The organism is Microbulbifer sp. CAU 1566 (assembly GCF_023156515.1).
GTDB lineage: Bacteria > Pseudomonadota > Gammaproteobacteria > Pseudomonadales > Cellvibrionaceae > Microbulbifer.
This window is the reverse complement of record NZ_JALNMG010000001.1, coordinates 778,277-792,985: the sequence shown is the minus strand read 5'-3', so window position 1 is coordinate 792,985 and position 14,709 is coordinate 778,277. Positions and strand designations below refer to the sequence as shown.

Sequence of the window (14,709 nt, the reverse complement as noted above, 5' to 3'; positions counted from 1 at the left end):
ATCAGAATCCCCCGTCAGGAATGTTCAGCGCCGGCGCCTGCCAGCTGCTGCTTTAAAGCGTTAAAACGAGCAACCTGTTCCGAGATCAGTTTGCGCTCTGCATCCCGTCCCAGAAATACCTTGAATACACAATTGCCACTGGGGGCCAGGAATACGATGGAATGGCTCTCGGCCCCGCGGTGGGGTTTGCTCACAAAGGCCACTTCACTCAAGCCGTCCACCAGCAGGTGACCGTGGAAGGGGTTTTTGTGGTGCATGAAGTTGTAGTAGCCGTGGGCGATGCTGCCCCTGGGGAATTCCCCTTTGAATTCGAACACCGAGCCCTCGTTCTGCACGATGGTGGTGACCTTGCCCCAGTTGGGCAGTTCTTCAATCAGTTGCCACACCGCTTCGCTGCCGGCAAGTGAGGCCATGTCTGCGGGCAGGTTGGCGATGATTTGCCGCACGCTGGTGTCGAGCTGTTTTGCCATCTGCTCCAGGGTATGGCCCGGTTCGCTGGCCAGTAATTCCTGTACCTGTTGTTGCATGATTCGGTTTTCCGGCAATGTCTTAATGAAAGATGTCTTGAATACGGGCTTTGCAAGTGCAAATGGCGGGCCGCAGACAATCGGCCCGACTCGCACTCCGTTCCCCGGCAAATGAACAAGGGATCAGAAGCGGTAACTGGCAGAAAGCTTAATGTTGCGTCCGGGCATATACAGCTGCTGGAAGGCGACCCGATACTCCTCGTCCGCCAGGTTATCCAGCGCCAGCCCCAGCTTCAGGCCGTTGAGGTTTCCGGTGGCCGGTTCCCAGGTCACATAGGCATCCGCCAGAGTGTAGCTGTCGAACTCGCGGGCTTCGTCGTCCGGCAACTGATCCTGGGCGGAGACCAGTGAGGTACGCAGGCCGGTTTTCAGGTCGCGTTGCAGGAAGTAGTAACCCAGGTCCAGCACCCACTTGTCGGCGGGGATATTGCTCAGGTAGCTGTCATCTGACAGGTCCTTGCCCTCGGTCTGGCCGTAGCTCAGGCCCAGTTCCAGGTCGTTCAGCCGGTAGTTGGCGCCCAGTTCAAAGCCTTTCAGTTCTGCTTGGTCCACATTCTGGTAGGTGGTGTTCATGGGGAAGCCAAACATGAAGTGCGGATTGGTGACCACCTGCTCGATAAAGTTATCCACCTTGTTGCGGAACACCGCGGCACTGGCGGTCAGCTGGTCGCTGTCACTGGCGAGGCCGCTGAAGGCAAAGTCTGCGCGCAGCTCGGTATTCTGCGCTTCTTCTGCTGCCAGATCCGGGTTGGGGATAAAGGTGTTGGCGAGGAATCCCATACCCATAAAGCTGAAATCACCGTAGGCGTAGTGGGTGCCCTGGGTGTACATCTCTTCCACCCCCGGTGCCCGGAAGGCTCTGGCGTAGCTGGCGGTCAGGTTCATCCAGTCGCTGGCTTTGACGGAGGCGGCGATGGACGGGGATACCGCGCTGTCTTCGCGGGCGGAATCCGCCAGCTGTTTGCTGCTTGCTTCAAAGCGGTCGTAGCGCACCCCGGGGGTCAGGGTCAGCAGGTCGGCAAAAGTGAAGTCCGCCTGGGCGTAGAAGCCCAGTACCTCGGAGTCCGCGTTCATATCTTCCGGCCGGTTGTCGCCGTCGCGCACGGTGGTGACGTCGTCCCGGTACCAGTCGAGGCCGTAGACCCACTGGGCGCCGAAACCGTCACTGGCATTGGTGATGGTAATACCGGTGGTGTTCACTTCGGTGTTGTCATTTTGGCCGTTTTGTCCCTGGGTCGGACGGAATTCGTCGAACTGGGTGTCGTTGCGATACACGGTGAATTTCGACGTGTGTTTACCGTCCAATGCCTGTACCAGATAGCTGGCGGTCAGGTTCTGGTCGGTAATGTCGCGTTCGATAAACGGCGAGCTGGTGCCCACATTGGCGTTGGGATTGGACGGCACACCTTCTTCGCGATTGTTGTGGCGGAAGATGACATCGAAGCGCTGGCTATCGCTGATCTGGGCGCCGCCACGGAGGAGCAGGGCGGTGTTATCACTGGCGCTGTCCGCTAACTCTTCGCCGCCGCCAATCTCCAGATTGTCGCGCTCGGAAACAGTCCCGTTTACCAGATAGTCGAACTTGCCGGATTGGCCGTAGATCGCCGCGGTGGTTTCGGTAGAGTCGCCATTACTGCCCAATTCTTCCTTCAGGTAGCCGCCAAAGGTTTCACCGTTTTTCAGCAAGTCGCTGGCGTTTTTGGTCGACAGGGCCACCACGCCGCCGATGGCGCCGGAGCCCCAGAGGCTGGATGCCGGGCCCTTTTTCACTTCGACCTGCTTCAGCAGTTCCGGGTCCAGCTGGTAAGTGCCGCGGTGGCCGGAGTTAAAGTTCTGGCGCGCACCGTCGATGGTCTGCAATACGCGCACGCCGGACAGGCCGCGAATATTGGGTGCCTGGTTGGAGTAGCGCGGGCCGCCTTCCACCTGAATGTTGGGTTCATATTTCAGTGCCTGGGCGATGGATTCCGGTTGCTGCTCTTCCAGCTGTTCGCGCTCGACAACCACCGTGCGCGCGTCTTTTTCCGTCGCGGCCGGGTTGCGGTCTGCGGCGACAACTACTTCGCCAAACTGGATTACCGGTTGATCACTGTGCGCGGTGTCTGCTGCCTGTGCCAATGTGTTACTGGCACCCAGCGCCAGCAGTGCGGCGGCGAGAGGTTGGAGTTTCAGAGTCTTGATCTGGCCCATGGCGGTGCCCCCTTTGTGCATTTGTGCATTCCCAAATTGTTTTCTGCGCAGTTCAGCTGCTTGCGCACTCGGTCGTTTTTTGTACGAGCGACAGCCTGCGGTTGCGCCAAAGAATATGTACAAATAACCTAATTGTAAATGCTAACAATTATCGTTTGAGTTTATTTGGGCGGATTGCTAACCTGTGGTCAGCCAAAAAACGTGAACGAGGAATGCCCGTGCGAGTGCGCATGACAGTGATGCTGATCTGTTCCTTTGCACTGCACGGGTGGTTGCTGTGGGCAAAGCCGGCGACGGAAGTTCCGGCGCCCTCGGCTGCGGTGGCATTGAAACTGGGGCAGCTGAAGTTGGCGCCTGGGGCGGAACAATCTCAGCCGCAGACACAGCCGCAGCCGCCGGAGAAAGCACCGTCGAAGAAAGCACAGGTGACGGATGCGCCTGATCTAAAGCCAGAGTCAAATCCGACGCCAGTAGCGGAAGTCTCGGAAGAGGCGGGAGAGAGGCAAGAGAAGCGAGAGCGGCAAGAGGCACAGGAGACTGCCGATATGACGCCAGTGGCGAGTGTGTCGCAGGCCCCGACACAGGCAGTTGAACGAATGCAACAGCAGAGCCTGAGCGATATTCCGGTGCTGGTGGAGCGCCCTGCGTTCGCCAGTCCGCCCGATGCACCGGTTTACCCCGAGCTGGCGCGGCAGCGCCGGCAGCAGGGCACGGTTGTGGTGGAGGTACAGCTGGATGCCTCGGGCACGCAAGTGGTGCGCAGGTTATTGCAGTCGTCCGGTGTGGACAGTCTCGATGAGGCTGCACTGCGGGCGGTGGCGCGCTGGCACTTTCTGCCCTATCGGGAAAACGGCCGCGCGCGCCTGTCGCGGGTGCAGCTGCCAATCCGCTTTTCGCTGTAACTATCCGTTGTAACTATCCGCTGTAAACAATTGGCGGCACTGCAGAGACGGCGCCAGATCAACGAGTGAAATATGTTCGTACATCAAACCTGGTCAGAGTTTTTTTCCCAGCTGGGCCCCATGGGCTGGCCGTTATTGTTGGTCTCGATGGTGGCGCTGGCGTTGCTGGGCGAGCGCCTGTGGTTTCTGCTGACAACCGGGCACCGTGGAATCAGTGAATCCTTCAAGCGTCTGCAGTGCACTGCAGAGTCCGGGCTGGATCAGCTGGCGCAGCAGTGTGAGGGGGAGCGCGCCTTGGCAAGCCGCGCCACCGCCCTGCTGTTGCAGCACCGGAATACGGAAAAAATGCAGCGCGAAGAGGTGGCCGCGGTCTGGCTGCAGGAGCAGCGTCGGCGGTTGCACAGCGGCCTGCGCCTGTTGATGGTGATCGGCATTATCAGCCCGCTGATGGGGCTTTTGGGCACAGTGCTCGGGTTGATTGGTATGTTTGCCGGCCTGTCAGGCAGCCATGAAGCAGTGACCCCGGCGCTGCTGGCCGACGGTCTGGGTATGGCGATGCATACCACCGCCGCGGGTTTGATGGTCGCACTTCCGGCCATTGCCGGTGCGCACCTGCTGGCGATCTGGAGCGACCGCACGGTGGCGGATCTGGAGCACCTGTTCAATCGTGGGAACCTCTGGCTGGAAGGGTTGGACCCCTGTGCCTGCAAGCGGGAGTTGCCCCCGCGCGTGCCTGTATCGAACTGTGATCTGACGGTAGTGGCGCAGTGATCAATATCAATCCACCCAGTAAGCGGGATTTTTCCCTGGCCAACCTGGCACCGGATCTAACGCCGCTGCTGGATATCATTTTTATCGTACTGGTGTTTCTGCTGCTCACCGCCAATGTGCGGCTGACCTCACTGCCTATGGATCTGCCCGCCAGTGAGCGCGCCAGCGCGGCCATGCCGTCCAATCCGCTAACGATTTCCCTGTCCAATCGCGGCCCGGATCTGTGGGGCATCGAGGATCGTGGCTACAGTAATCAGAACGCATTTGAACAGGCGCTGATGGCAGCGTTGGTAGCTGGCCCCGAACGCCCGGTGGCTCTGGCCAGTGATCGCAATGTACCGGTACAGCGCATGCTCGATCTATTTGCGCTGTTGCAGCAGCAGGGCATTGAAGTGGCCGAAATTGCCTTGCAGCCAGACGCTGCCCAGTAACCACTCTGAATTGTTATCGACCTATCGACGGGATGCACACCATGCTCACTCTGGTAAAAAAAATAACGGCTGTGACTTCAGCAATGATTTTGTTGTTGGGCGTTAGTCAGCATTGCGCCGCGGCGCCCGAGCGAGTGATCAGCGCCGGCCACTCGATTACCGAACTGGTGCTCGCGCTCGGCGGTGGCGACAGCCTGATCGCCGTGGACTCTTCCACCCGCCTGCCGGCAGATTTTCGCAAGGTCCCGGTGGTGGGTTACTACCGACAATTACCGGTGGAAGGATTGCTGGCGCAGAACCCGCAACTGCTGGTGGGCGGAGAGCACATGGGGCCTGCGAATACACTGCAGCTGTTGCAGGATTCCGGGGTAGCCGTGTTGCAGTTACCGGAAGCGGAAAATGGCGAGCAATTGCTGGATAACATCGACCGTCTTTCTGAAGTGCTGGAAAAACCCGCAACATTAATCAAGCAGGGCGTCCAGGCGCAGTTGCGTTCATTGATGGCAGCGCGAGCCGCGCTGGCGGAACCACCGCGTATTCTGTTTGTGCGCGCACAGCAGGGGCGCGGTGTTAAAGCCGCCGGCACCGGCACCAGCCCCGACAGCCTGATCCGGCTCGCGGGTGGCATCAATGCCGTGGATTTTTCCGGTTACAAACAGCTGTCGGATGAGGCGCTGTTGCAATTGCGCCCGGACTGGATTTTGTTTTCCAGTGATCAGGCGGAACAGCTGAACGATGGCCTGGCCCTGCTGGAATGGCAGCCGCTGCTGAAATTGACCCCCGCCGGAAAAACACAGGCGTTTTACGCGGTGGATGGCTATGCACTGCTGGGGGGTATCGGTCTCGCCAGCTTGGCCGAGGCGAAAAAGCTGAACGAAACCTTGGCCGCGCGGTGATGGCGGCAGTGTGCAGCGACAGATAACAGAGGTACCCCGGTGGAGTTTCGCCTGAGTGACAAAAGCCTGTTGCCGGTATTGGTAGCACTGCTGTTGATCGGCAGCTGTCTATCCCTTGGCGTGGGGGCAATGGCAATCGGCTGGCGCGATGTGCTGGCGGGGCTGATGCACTGGAGCTGGCCTGGTTTTCTGAGCCTGGATGTGCCGGAGCAATATGCGCTGGTACTGGGAGAGATTCGTCTGCCGCGATTGCTGCTCGGCTTGATTGTGGGTGGAATACTGGGGCTCTGTGGCGCGGTGATGCAGGGGCTGTTTCGCAACCCGCTGGCCGACCCGGCGATTATTGGAGTTTCCGCCGGTGCCGGTGTCGGTGCCGCATTGGTGCTGGTATTTGCCAGCGGCACGGCGCTGACCACCGTTGCCGGTGGTGTATTGAAGCAAGTGCACTGGCTGTTGCTACCGGTTGCCGCCAGTTTCGGTGGGGCGCTGAGTACCTGGCTGGTGTATCGACTCGGCGATCGCGGCAAATCGGTGGTGATGATGCTGCTGGCGGGTGTGGCCATCAATGCACTGGCCGGTGCCGCAATTGGCCTGCTGAATTACGTCGCCGATGATCGCGCGCTGAGGGATATCACCCTGTGGCAGATGGGTAGCCTGGGTGGTGCAACCTGGGGCGCGGTTGCCATGGCGGCATCGGTATTGCTGGTCGCGGGCGCGTTGTTGTGGCGGCGCGCACCGGCACTGAATGCGCTGTTGCTGGGTGAGTCGGAAGCCCGCCACCTGGGGGTGGATGTGGCACGGCTCAAGCAGCTGATGATTGTGCTCACTGCGATTGCCATGGGCGCCGCGGTATCGGTTTCGGGGATGATTGGATTTATCGGTCTGGTGGTGCCCCACACCATACGCCTGCTGCGGGGGCCGGATCATCGCTTCCTGTTGCCCTACAGTGTTCTGGCGGGCGGATTGTTACTGGTAGTTGCGGACACCGTCGCCCGCACCCTGGTAGCCCCTGCGGAATTACCGGTGGGCATTCTCACCGCACTGTTGGGGGCGCCCTTCTTTATTTACCTGCTGTGGCAACAGCGCCGGCAGATTTTTTAACGGGGGCGCCAGTGCTGATCCAGATCGATAATCTCGGTATCTCTTATCCCCGCGCCAGTACACCTCTGCTGGAGGGTATTTCCCTGGAGTTTGCCGCGGGCCAGCTCACCGCATTGCTGGGCCCTAACGGCTGCGGCAAAACATCCCTGCTGCGGGCCATTAGTGGCGAGCTGAGTCACAGTGGCAATATTCGTTTGTTCGGTCGACCCCAGCAGGACTGGTATCGCACACCGAAAGATCACCGCCAGCTGGCGCGCCGCTACGGCTTGCTGCCACAGCATTCCAATCTGAATTTCGCGTTTACCTGTGCGGAAGTGGTGGAACTGGGGCTGGCGCCCGGCAGTCTGTCGCGGGTGGAGCAGGGCGAGCGCGTTGAGCACTTTATGCGGCGTGCAGACGTCTGGCATCTGCGGGATCGGCTCTTTCCCAGTCTTTCCGGTGGCGAAAAGCAGCGGGTGCAGCTGGCCCGGGTGCTGTCCCAGCTGAGCCTGGCAGACGGTGACGACGCGCGGATCCTGTTACTGGACGAGCCCACCTCGGCGCTGGACCTCAAGCACCAGCACCAGGTGCTGGCCCTCGCCAGGGAAGTGGCCGATGAAAATACCGCGGTGGTTGCGGTGCTCCATGATCTCAATCTCGCCGCGCGCTATGCCGACCGCATGGTGATGTTGGCGAATGGCTGTGTGCAGGCTGATGGCGCGCCCGCGGAGCTGTTAGAGCCAGAGCTGGTGGAGCGGGTCTACGGCTACCGGGGGCAGCTGGTGGATGTGGCCGGCTTTAGTGCTCTGCTTTAGCAGCTGTAGTTCAGCTTCGTAGCAGGCTTGGTGGCGGTACTGCTATCGGGTGCGTATTTACGAGACACGCCGTGAACCCATCCCTGGGGGCTCGGCTGCGGCCGTCCTGGCCGCAGACGGTCTCGTAAATACGCACCCGATAGCAGTACCTTTGCCCGTGTCGTTGAGTTCTTTTCCTGGCGCTGCTGTCAGCGCTTTACCTGCTTTGCCTTCCATGCCTCTCTTATGGTCGCCAACTTGAATAAACCGGGCGCTGAATTGAATTTGTTTCATGTGTACCCTTTGCACCGCCGCCACTCCCTTGGTGTACAATGCGCCGCTTTCTGGGGCGGGCCGGTCACAATCGGGTCGGGATTTGCCCTTGTCGAGATTATGCTTGCGCGATCTGCGCCTTATCATCCGAGGGAACACCATGTTTGATAAATCCGTCACCCTAGCTTCCTACGACCCCGATGTGTGGTCCGCCATTCAGGACGAAGACCGCCGCCAGGAAGAGCACATCGAGCTGATCGCTTCCGAGAACTACACCAGCCCGCAGGTGATGGAAGCCCAGGGCACCAGCCTGACCAACAAGTACGCCGAAGGCTACCCGGGCAAGCGCTACTACGGTGGCTGTGAGTATGTCGACAAGGTAGAAGCCCTGGCCATCGAGCGCGCCAAAGAACTGTTCGGCGCCGACTACGCCAACGTTCAGCCGCACTCCGGCTCCCAGGCCAACGCCGCGGTTTATCAGGCTCTGTGCGCCCCCGGCGACACCGTGCTGGGCATGAGCCTGGCCCACGGCGGCCATCTGACCCACGGTGCCAAGGTCAACTTCTCCGGCAAAATGTACAACGCGGTACAGTACGGCCTGAACGCCGATACCGGCGAAGTGGACTACGAAGAAGTAGAGCGCCTGGCGCTGGAGCACAAGCCGAAGATGATCGTGGCCGGTTTCTCTGCCTACAGCCGCATCATGGACTGGGCCAAGTTCCGCACCATCGCCGACAAGGTTGGCGCTTACCTGATGGTGGATATGGCCCACGTTGCCGGTCTGGTTGCCGCAGGCGTTTACCCGTCTCCGGTTCCCCACGCGGATGTGGTGACCTCTACCACCCATAAAACCCTGCGCGGTCCCCGCGGCGGTATCATCATTGCCAAGGCCAATGAAGAGATCGAGAAGAAGCTGAACAGTGCGGTATTCCCGGGCGGCCAGGGCGGCCCGCTGATGCACGTGATCGCGGCCAAGGCGGTTTCCTTCAAGGAAGCCATGAGCCCAGAGTACAAGGCCTACCAGAAGAAGGTTGTGGAAAACGCCCGCGCCATGGCGGCTACCTTCCTGGATCGCGGTATCAACATCGTATCCGGCGGCACCGACGACCACCTGATGCTGGTGGACCTGATCGGCAAGGAATACACCGGTAAGGATGCAGACGAAGCCCTGGGCAACGCCAACATCACCGTGAACAAGAACGCCGTCCCCAACGATCCGCGCTCCCCGTTCATCACCAGCGGCCTGCGTGTGGGCACCCCGGCCATCACCACCCGCGGCTTCGGTGTGGAAGAGACCAAGCAGCTCACCAACTGGATCTGCGACATTCTCGACGCGTTGGAGAAAGGCAACGCCGATGCGACCATCGCGGAAGTGAAAGCCAAAGTACTCGAGATCTGCGCCAAGTTCCCTGTCTACAAGGTGTGAGATAAAGGCGTGAGATAAAAGCGGAAAGCGTTAATCTCCGTTCTCAAAAAAGGCCCCTATCCGGGGCCTTTTTTCGTTTTTGTTACAGGTGAAAGTAAAAAGTTGCCGCCCGACTGTGAAACAGGTCGCGGTTTCTGTTTTAATACGCGCCCTCAAAAACCGAAGCGGAGTTCGGGTCTGTATAGTTAAGAAAACAGGCGCGTAATTTGCTTCTGTAATTTGTAGCGGCTATTTGTTGTAGCAGCTTGTAGCAGCAGGGACGCGTTGCTCAGCGAATGCTCACCAGGGTCCGTATAACGGGCTGGTACTTTCGGGTCCAAGCGGTATCAGGATTCGATGCTTTGCGATCACGGCGGGAGTGCCGGCGCAAAGCGCTGAACCCACCGCGCAGCCAGGCTGCGGAACGAGAGTAGAAGATGCGTCCAATATCCAATGTATTGCTCATTCTGACCGCTGTGATCGGGTTGAGCCTCTGTACGCAGGCCAGTGCGCAATCCCGCGAACTGCATTTCGCCAACTGGTCTGAGTCCATTGCCGAAGACACCATCAGCGATTTCGAAGCGGCCACCGGCATCAAGGTGCACTATTTCGAATTCGACGATATCGAAGAGTTGGAAGAGGTCTGGCTGAAAGAGGGCCGCCGCTTCGACATCATCGTGCCCGGCTCCGACAACATCCCCAAATACATTGCCGCTGGCCAGTTGCAAAAGCTCGATCGTAACCGCATCGACAACTGGTCCCAGAACGACCCAAAATTCATGGAGCGGTTGTCCCTGTTCGACCCGGGCAATGACTACGCCATCCCCTACCTGTGGGGCACCGTGGGTATCGGCTACAACGTGCAGGCGGTGGAAAAAGCCTTCGGCGGCATACTGCCGGAAGACAGCTGGGACCTGCTATTCGACCCCGAGTACCTCGGCAAACTCGACCACTGCAACGCCACCCTGATGCGCTCCCCGGAAGAGATTTTCGACGTCGCGCTCAAATACCTGGATAAAGACCCCAACTCCATGAGCATCGCCCACCAGTACATGGTGGCCAACCTGCTCTCCAAAGTGCGCCTGCACATTACCGACTTCGACTCCGGCGAATACGTCGAAGACCTCGCCAGCGGCAAACGCTGCATCGCCCACGCCTGGAGCGGCGACGTGCTGGTTGCCCAGCAAATGGCGGAAGAAGCCGGCAAAGACTTCGATATCCGCTACGTAATGCCGAAAGAGGGCTTCCCATTGTGGATCGACGTAGTGTCCGTGCCCACCAATGCCCAGAACATCGACGCTGCCTACCAGTTCCTGAATTACCTGATGCAGCCCAGTGTCATCGCCAACATCAGCAACGAAACCCAGTACGCCAACGCCAACATGGCGGCTCAGGACCTGGTCGACCCGGAGCTGCTCGGCAACCCCGCGGTCTACCCGCGCCCTCAAGAGCTGGAGCGCACCTGGATTCCCGCCGCCACCAAGTCCCGGGTGCTGGCGCTGCGCCACAAGCTTTGGCAGCGGATTATTGAGCGGGAAGAGATCTAACCGAAAGCGGGTTGCGAAGCTCCTTGCTTTGATGCGAAGCAAGGTTGCCGGGTAGAGCTTTTTGAAAGCGTCGGCGACAGGGACGTCGCCGACGCAGCGTACAGGGATGTATTGAAGGGGGGCGCCTAGCTCGGTTTCAAAAAGCTCTACCCGGTGACCTTGTGCCACTGGAATTAACTAGTGGCTCTGCGGCCTTCGAAAACCTCCGGGCAGCCTAAATTTCCACCTTGTGGTAAACTGCGGCCCACTTTTTCGAGGGCCCTCTCCCCATGCACTGTCCCTTCTGCAGCGCAGATGAAACCAAAGTCGTAGATTCCCGCCTGGTGGCCGATGGCGACCAGGTGCGCCGTCGCCGTGAGTGCCTGCAGTGCCACGAGCGCTTCACCACCTTCGAAACCGCCGAGTTGGTGCTGCCACGCGTCGTCAAGCAAAACGGCCAGCGCGAACCCTTCAATGAAGACAAGCTGCGCGCCGGCATCCAGCGCGCCGTAGAGAAACGCCCGGTCAGCACCGAGCGGGTAGAGGCCGCCGTCGCCCAGATCAAACACGCCCTGCAGGCCACCGGCGAACGCGAGCTGCCCGCCATGCACATCGGCGAGCTGGTGATGGAACAGCTGCGCGAACTGGACCAGGTGGCCTTCGTCCGCTTTGCCTCGGTTTACCGCCGCTTCGAAGACGTCAGCGACTTCAGCGACGAGATCGAGCGTTTGAATACCCCCAGGGGGAGCAAACAGGGAGAGGCAAAGTGATGGCCTTCACCCCAAGAGAACTCATGGCCCGCGCCATCCAGCTCGCCGAGCGCGGCCTCTACACCACCATGCCCAACCCCCGGGTCGGCTGTGTGATCGCCGATGCCCAGGGCAACATCCTCGCCGAAGGCTGGCACAAGCGCGCCGGAGAAGGGCACGCCGAAATCGAAGCGCTGAAAGACGCCGGAGCCCTCGATGGTGGAGACGGGGCCCGCGGCAACATCGCCTACGTCACCCTGGAACCCTGCAGTCACAGCGGTAAAACCGGCCCCTGTGCCGATGCGCTGGTGGCCGCCGGTGTGGCCAAAGTGGTCTTCGGTATGGAAGACCCCAACCCCAGCGTCAGCGGCAAAGGGTTACAAAAACTGCGCGATGCGGGCATTGAAGTGGAAGGCCCCTTGCTGGAAGAATCCTGCCGGGCGCTGAATCCGGGCTTTATCAAGCGTATGACCCTGGGTTTGCCCCTGGTGCGCAGCAAGTCCGCGATGAGCATCGACGGCCGCACCGCCATGGCCAGCGGCGAATCCAAATGGGTTACCGGCCCCGCGGCCCGCGCCGATGTGCAGAACTTGCGCGCGCGCAGCTGCGCCATTGTCACCGGCGTCGACACCGTCCGCTACGACAACCCGAATATGAACGTGCGCCCGGAAGAAATGGCGCTGCCGGCCGATGAAGCGGCCGCAGCGGCAGAGAAGCAGCCCCTGCGGGTCATCGTCGACAGCAAACTGCGCACCCCGGCCAGGGCCTTTATTTTGCAGGGCGCCGCCCCCACATTGGTGGTCACAACGGAAGCCGCCGACAGCGAGCGCCGCGCGCGGCTGGAAAAGACCGGCGCCGAGGTACTGGTGCTGCCCGCCGATAAAAACGGCCGTGTGCACCTGGGCGAGCTGCTGAAAGAGCTGGCCCGCCGCGAGTGCAACGAGGTACTGATCGAGAGTGGTGCCACCCTCTCCGGCGAATTCATGTATCAGGGCCATGTAGACGAGATCATCGTCTACATGGCGCCCAAGATACTCGGCTCCAGCGCCAGACCGCTGTTTGAGCTGCCGATAGAACGCATGGGCTCCATGTTGCCCATCACCATTACCGACATGCGCGCCGTCGGGCACGACTGGCGTATCACTGCGACTACTGATATCGAGCGCTGATGTTTACCGGAATAGTTGAAGCTGTTGGCGAAATCTCTGCCCTGCAACCCAGTGGCGGAGACCTGCGTGTACGGGTCAAAACCGGCAAGCTGGACCTGTCCGACGTCAAACTGGGCGACAGTATCGCCACCAACGGCGTCTGCCTGACCGTGGTGGATTTGCCCGGCGATGGCTACTGGGCCGACGTATCTGCAGAGACGCTCGCGGTAGCCACCCTGAACCACTGGAAACTGGGCGACAAGGTAAACCTGGAAAAGGCCCTGACCCCCCAGACCCGCCTCGGCGGCCACATGGTCAGTGGCCACGTGGACGGCATCGGCGAAGTGGTGTGGCGCAAAACCACCGCCCGTGCCGAACAGTTTCGCCTGCGTGCCCCGGATGAACTGGCCAAATATATTGCCCACAAGGGCTCCATCACCGTCGACGGCACCAGCCTCACGGTGAATGCCGTTGACGGCGCCGAATTCGAACTCACCATCGTGCCCCATACCATTGCCGAAACCGTGATCGGTGGCTATCAGGCGGGCACCAAGGTGAATCTGGAAGTGGACCTGATAGCGCGCTACCTGGAACGACTACTCTTGGGGGATGCTGCGGCGCAACCCAAGAGCGAAGGACTGACCATGGAATTCCTGGCCCAGCACGGTTTTTACAAGGCCTGAATCAGAGGGCCAGAGGCTCCCACCGAACACTTCAGGCAGGCTCGAAGAAGTTTGCCAAATACGATCCGAGAGAGTTATGGAACTGAATAGCGTTGAAGAACTGATCGACGATATCCGTCAGGGCAAAATGGTCATCCTGATGGACGACGAAGATCGCGAAAACGAAGGCGACCTGGTAATGGCCGCCGAGCAGGTGCGTCCGGAAGACATCAACTTCATGGCCACCCATGCCCGCGGTCTGATCTGCCTGACCCTGACCGGTGATCGCTGCGAACAGCTCGACCTGCCGCTCATGTCCCGCGACAACGGCGCCCAGTTCAGCACCAACTTCACCGTCTCCATCGAAGCCGCCGAAGGCGTCACCACCGGCATCTCCGCCGCCGACCGCGCCCGCACCATCCGCGCCGCCGTCGCCCGCAATGCCAAGCCGTCCGACATCGTCCAGCCCGGCCACATCTTCCCGATCAAGGCCCAGCCCGGTGGCGTATTGAGCCGCGCCGGCCACACCGAAGCCGGCTGCGACCTGTCCCGCCTGGCCGGCTTCGAACCCGCCGCCGCCATCGTCGAAATCATGAACGAAGACGGCACCATGGCCCGCCGCCCGGACCTGGAAAAATTTGCCAAACAGCACAACCTCAAGATCGGCACCATCGCCGACCTGATCAACTACCGCGCGCTCAACGAAAAAACCGTAGAGTGCGTCAACGAGCGCAAAGTGCACACCGAATTCGGCGAATTCAAACTCCGCACCTACCTCGACAAAGCCCGCCGCGAGCGCCACTTCACCTTCAGCCTCGGTGAATTCCAACCGGAAGAGCCCACCCTGGTACGGGTACACGTCGCCAGCACCCTGCGTGACGTTTTCAGTCTGCGCCGCGGCGACGAGAAATTCGAACCCTGGACCTTCCGCAATGCACTGAAAAAAGTCGCAGAAGAAGGCAAGGGCGTAGTGGTTGTCATCTGCCACAACGAAACCACCGACGAAATTGAAGAAAGCATTGACTGGCTCATCAGCGGCAAGCAACAGCGCCCGAGCCAGGATCTGGTGTACAAGCAGGTAGGTACCGGCTCACAGATTTTGCGCGATCTGAAGGTACGCAAAATGCGTTTGATGAGCGCGCCATTCCGGTTCAGCGCCATTTCCGGTTTTGACCTGGAAGTGGAAGAGTATCTGAACGCAGAAGAAATCTAAGACAAATTGCACTGGTGGTTAATGCCACCAATGTACAACTTGAAGGTGGAGTGCCGGGTATCAGTTTTCAGGAGCGTCGCAAACAGGATGTTTGCGCCGCAGCGCCCAGGGATGGGTTCACAGCGGTCCTGAAAACTGATAC

14 protein-coding genes are annotated in these 14,709 nt (G+C 60.0%); 12 read left to right on the top strand and 2 right to left on the bottom strand.

Going from position 1 to position 14,709, the window contains the following annotated elements; translation table 11 throughout:
* Positions 1–14: 14 nt before the first annotated feature.
* On the bottom strand, positions 15–527 hold the full coding sequence (hutX, locus tag M0G74_RS03305; protein WP_248214471.1) for a heme utilization cystosolic carrier protein HutX: 513 nt from the start codon (positions 525–527) through the stop codon (positions 15–17).
* 123 nt (positions 528–650) lie between these two features.
* Entirely contained in the window at positions 651–2,738 is a 2,088-nt protein-coding gene (locus M0G74_RS03300) for a TonB-dependent hemoglobin/transferrin/lactoferrin family receptor (RefSeq protein WP_248214466.1), read from the bottom strand.
* 209 nt (positions 2,739–2,947) lie between these two features.
* On the opposite strand from M0G74_RS03300, the gene M0G74_RS03295 reads away from it, so the two are divergent.
* The 12 genes from M0G74_RS03295 to ribBA all read left to right on the top strand — a co-directional run bounded on the left by M0G74_RS03295 (position 2,948) and on the right by ribBA (position 14,567).
* Complete coding sequence (locus M0G74_RS03295; RefSeq protein WP_248214464.1) at positions 2,948–3,619, top strand: energy transducer TonB; 672 nt, start codon at positions 2,948–2,950, stop codon at positions 3,617–3,619.
* 72 nt (positions 3,620–3,691) lie between these two features.
* Entirely contained in the window at positions 3,692–4,390 is a 699-nt protein-coding gene (locus tag M0G74_RS03290) for a MotA/TolQ/ExbB proton channel family protein (protein WP_248214463.1), read from the top strand.
* Positions 4,387–4,821, top strand: a complete 435-nt coding sequence (locus M0G74_RS03285) for a biopolymer transporter ExbD (RefSeq protein WP_248214459.1) — start codon at positions 4,387–4,389, stop codon at positions 4,819–4,821. Before M0G74_RS03290 ends, M0G74_RS03285 begins: the two co-directional genes overlap by 4 nt.
* 83 nt (positions 4,822–4,904) lie before the next feature.
* A complete protein-coding gene (locus M0G74_RS03280; RefSeq protein WP_248214456.1) occupies positions 4,905–5,717 on the top strand; it encodes an ABC transporter substrate-binding protein in 813 nt (270 codons plus the stop codon).
* Positions 5,718–5,756: 39 nt separating this feature from the next.
* The gene (locus M0G74_RS03275) at positions 5,757–6,818 is read left to right on the top strand and encodes an iron ABC transporter permease (protein WP_248214452.1); all 1,062 of its coding nucleotides are present in this window, start codon (positions 5,757–5,759) and stop codon (positions 6,816–6,818) included.
* Between the two features lie 11 nt (positions 6,819–6,829).
* Positions 6,830–7,612, top strand: a complete 783-nt coding sequence (locus M0G74_RS03270; RefSeq protein ID WP_248214449.1) for a heme ABC transporter ATP-binding protein — start codon at positions 6,830–6,832, stop codon at positions 7,610–7,612.
* Positions 7,613–8,024: 412 nt separating this feature from the next.
* Complete coding sequence (glyA, locus tag M0G74_RS03265; protein WP_248214447.1) at positions 8,025–9,290, top strand: serine hydroxymethyltransferase; 1,266 nt, start codon at positions 8,025–8,027, stop codon at positions 9,288–9,290.
* 416 nt (positions 9,291–9,706) lie between these two features.
* Complete coding sequence (locus M0G74_RS03260; RefSeq protein ID WP_248214445.1) at positions 9,707–10,816, top strand: extracellular solute-binding protein; 1,110 nt, start codon at positions 9,707–9,709, stop codon at positions 10,814–10,816.
* Between the two features lie 269 nt (positions 10,817–11,085).
* Positions 11,086–11,565: a transcriptional regulator NrdR gene (nrdR, locus tag M0G74_RS03255; protein WP_160152476.1), complete on the top strand. Its 480-nt coding sequence runs from the start codon at positions 11,086–11,088 to the stop codon at positions 11,563–11,565.
* Entirely contained in the window at positions 11,565–12,713 is a 1,149-nt protein-coding gene (ribD, locus tag M0G74_RS03250; protein WP_248215303.1) for a bifunctional diaminohydroxyphosphoribosylaminopyrimidine deaminase/5-amino-6-(5-phosphoribosylamino)uracil reductase RibD, read from the top strand. Before nrdR ends, ribD begins: the two co-directional genes overlap by 1 nt.
* Positions 12,713–13,375: a riboflavin synthase gene (locus M0G74_RS03245; RefSeq protein ID WP_160152477.1), complete on the top strand. Its 663-nt coding sequence runs from the start codon at positions 12,713–12,715 to the stop codon at positions 13,373–13,375. Before ribD ends, M0G74_RS03245 begins: the two co-directional genes overlap by 1 nt.
* A 76-nt stretch (positions 13,376–13,451) precedes the next feature.
* Complete coding sequence (gene ribBA / locus M0G74_RS03240; RefSeq protein WP_248214441.1) at positions 13,452–14,567, top strand: bifunctional 3,4-dihydroxy-2-butanone-4-phosphate synthase/GTP cyclohydrolase II; 1,116 nt, start codon at positions 13,452–13,454, stop codon at positions 14,565–14,567.
* Positions 14,568–14,709 lie beyond the last annotated feature (142 nt).